At 61.8% G+C, this 2,984-nt stretch carries 1 protein-coding gene; it reads left to right on the top strand.

From position 1 onward, the window contains the following. Window positions 1–2,970 (top strand): N,N-dimethylformamidase beta subunit family domain-containing protein (locus BM162_RS22050; RefSeq protein WP_245759381.1); only part of this gene is annotated, 2,970 nt, incomplete at its 5' end. Window positions 2,971–2,984 lie beyond the last annotated feature (14 nt).

Genomic DNA, 2,984 nt, shown 5'->3' with positions numbered 1-2,984 from the left:
GGCAAGCTCAAGACGGTCGCGGGCGAGGGTGTCTGGAGCGTCGACGGGGTAACCGGCGCGATCACCTTCACGCCCGAGTCCGGCTATGCCGGCGCAGTGACGCCGATCGCCTACACCATCGCCGACAGCGGCGGTCTGCGCTCGGCCCCGGCGGCGGTGAGCGTGACCATCGCGCCAGAGGTTGTGGGCCCTTCGACGGAAATCCTCCTCGAAAATCAGAAGCCCGGGACGCCCCGTTCCTACTGGGATGTGCCCCACACGAGGGAAATCGAGGGCTTCGCAACCGACATCAGCGTCAATGTCGGTGGAGCGGTCGACTTCAAGATCAACGTCAACGGCGGTGCCGGGAGCGACTACCTCGTCGAGGTCTTCCGGCTCGGCTATTATGGCGGGGATGGCGCGCGCAAGGTCGGCGAGTGGATCAACACGGACGCGACGCTTCAGCCCGATCCCGATTATGACCCGGTCCGCGGCCTCGTGGATGCCGGCAACTGGTCGGTGACCGACAGTTGGCAGATTCCGACCGATGCCGTCTCGGGCCTCTATCTTGCGCGCCTTCAGCGGCTCGACAGGAGGGGGGAACCTGTAGATGGGGCGGTCAACCAGGTCCCGTTCATCGTGCGCGACGACGAACGTGAAGCAGACATCGTGCTGCAGACGGCTGATACGACATGGCACGCTTACAACGGCTGGTTCGGCAATAACGGCGTGATCGGTGCGAACTTCTATGGCGACGCGTCGGGCACCATAAACCATCCCGATATTCCCGGGGCTGGCTTTTTCGCACAGGACCGGGCCTACGCTGTCAGCTACAATCGTCCGCTTATCACGCGCGGCATAGAAGGAGCGCAAGGAGGGCCTGCGGCGGGAGCGCAGGATTACATCTTCGGCGCGGAATACGCCGCGATTCACTGGCTGGAGCAGAATGGCTACGACGTTGCCTACATTTCCGGCCTCGACACCGACCGACTGGGGGCCGACTACCTCAAGAAGTACCAATCCTACATCTCGGTCGGGCACGACGAGTACTGGTCGGGCAACCAGCGCGCAAATGTGGAGGAGGCCCGTGACGCCGGCGTGAACCTCCTTTTCTGGAGCGGCAACGAGGTCTACTGGAAGACACGTTGGGAAACGAGCATCGTCGATGGGATCGAGTACCGCACCCTCGTCTGCTACAAAGAGACGTGGGCACATGCCGATCAACTGGCCGGTCCCGACGATTACTACAATCTCGACCCCGAAAATATCTGGACCGGAACTTGGCGCGACGACCGCTTCATCGGCAATCCGCTTGCCGGCGATGACTTTGACCGGCCACCGCTTTCGGGGCAGCCGCATCTGTGCAATTGCGCCGAAAACTCGCTCACAGGGCAGCTTTTCGGTCCTGACGGGACCGGAGAATTCGGCGGCGCCCTGGACGTCCCGGAGAAATTCGCTCCGCTGCGCGTGTGGCGGGACACCAGCGTCGCGGACGGCGGTGAACTCGACATGTCCGAAGGGATCCTCGGGTATGAATGGAACACCTCGCCGGAGGACGACTTCCGTCCGGCCGGACTCGTGAAGCTTTCGGAAACGACGATCCCGTGGTCCGGGATTCTCATCGATCAAGGCAACAGGACCGCGCCGGGCGAGGCGACACACAACCTCTCCCTCTATCGTGCCGAAAGCGGCGCGCTCGTCTTCGGCGCCGGAACGGTGTTCTGGTCGTGGGCTCTCAGCAACGAACATGACAGCGAGCCTTACGGGGCCAATATCGAGAACGCCGAGTTGCAGCAGTTTGTCGTCAATCTCTTCGCGGACATGGGCATCCAGCCGGCGGTGGCGGACGCCGTCCTCTCCTCGCAGGGCCTGGTAAGGGCGACAGCCTCATCGGACGCGGTGGCCGCGACGACCCTGCTTGACGACCTGCCCTCGAGCCATCCCTCTTTCCAGGCGCTGACGATCACTGGTGCAGCGACCGACGACGACGAAGATCCATCGACCGAAGACGGTGTCGTCGCCCTCGTGGAGGTCTCGACCGATGGCGGTCAGACCTGGAAACCGGCCATCGGAACGGACACCTGGTCCTACACTTGGACGCCGACCTCGGTCGGGATTACCGAAGTGCTCGCCAGAGCGATCGATGACAGCCTCAACCTTCCGAGCGTCGCAGCCCTGCCGGCGCAGACGATCGAAATCACGGCTCCGCCAACGCCCGTGGCCTTCAGTCTTTTCGATCCCCACGAAGCAGTCACGGGAACGCCGTACAACGATGGGACGGCCGTCGAGCTTGGCACACGGTTCAGCGCCTCCGAGAGCGGAAATATCACGGGGCTCAAGTATTGGCGTACTGCAGCGGACGCTGGCGACACGGACATTCGTGAAGGCCGGCTATGGAGTGAGGACGGTATTCTTCTGGCGACGGCCACATTCGAATCCGCCCCGGGGGAAAGCGGATGGCAATTCGCCGCGCTGGATGCGCCGGTTCAGGTGCAGGCGCTCAGCGAATACACCGTATCCTACAGAACCAACGATAATTATCTTTCCCAGTCGGGGTTCTTCGCAGACGGTTACGGCGAGCCTTACGAAAAGTTGCAGGCTCCGGGAATTCAGAATGGTGTATATGCGTACGGAAATTCGATCGTCTATCCGACGCAAAGCTACAATGCTACCAACTACTGGGTCGATGTCTCTTTCGAGCCGGCACCCGTACAGGTCAGCAGCATCGAGGGGGAAATCGGCCCCACGGGTTACTTTACATCCTCGCCAGACTTCGTTGTCGCTCCGGATCAGACGTACGTCGGGAGAGTAGCGGCAGTCGATCCCGATGGGGATGAACTGAGGTTCGAAGTTCTTCGAGGCCAAGGCTTGGGGCTTGTGGAGCTCGATCCGGAGAGCGGGGAGCTTTCCCTCAGGAAATCTGCTCCGGGGCTTGCCAGAGCGAACGAGGTTGTGAACTGCCCCATTCGAGTGGTCCAGGTTGATTGTTAATGCATTGCCCTCCT

This window comes from Tranquillimonas alkanivorans (genome assembly GCF_900115595.1).
Lineage (GTDB): Bacteria > Pseudomonadota > Alphaproteobacteria > Rhodobacterales > Rhodobacteraceae > Tranquillimonas > Tranquillimonas alkanivorans.
Note: the sequence above shows the minus strand (reverse complement) of the source record. Positions and strands in the feature narration are given on the sequence as shown.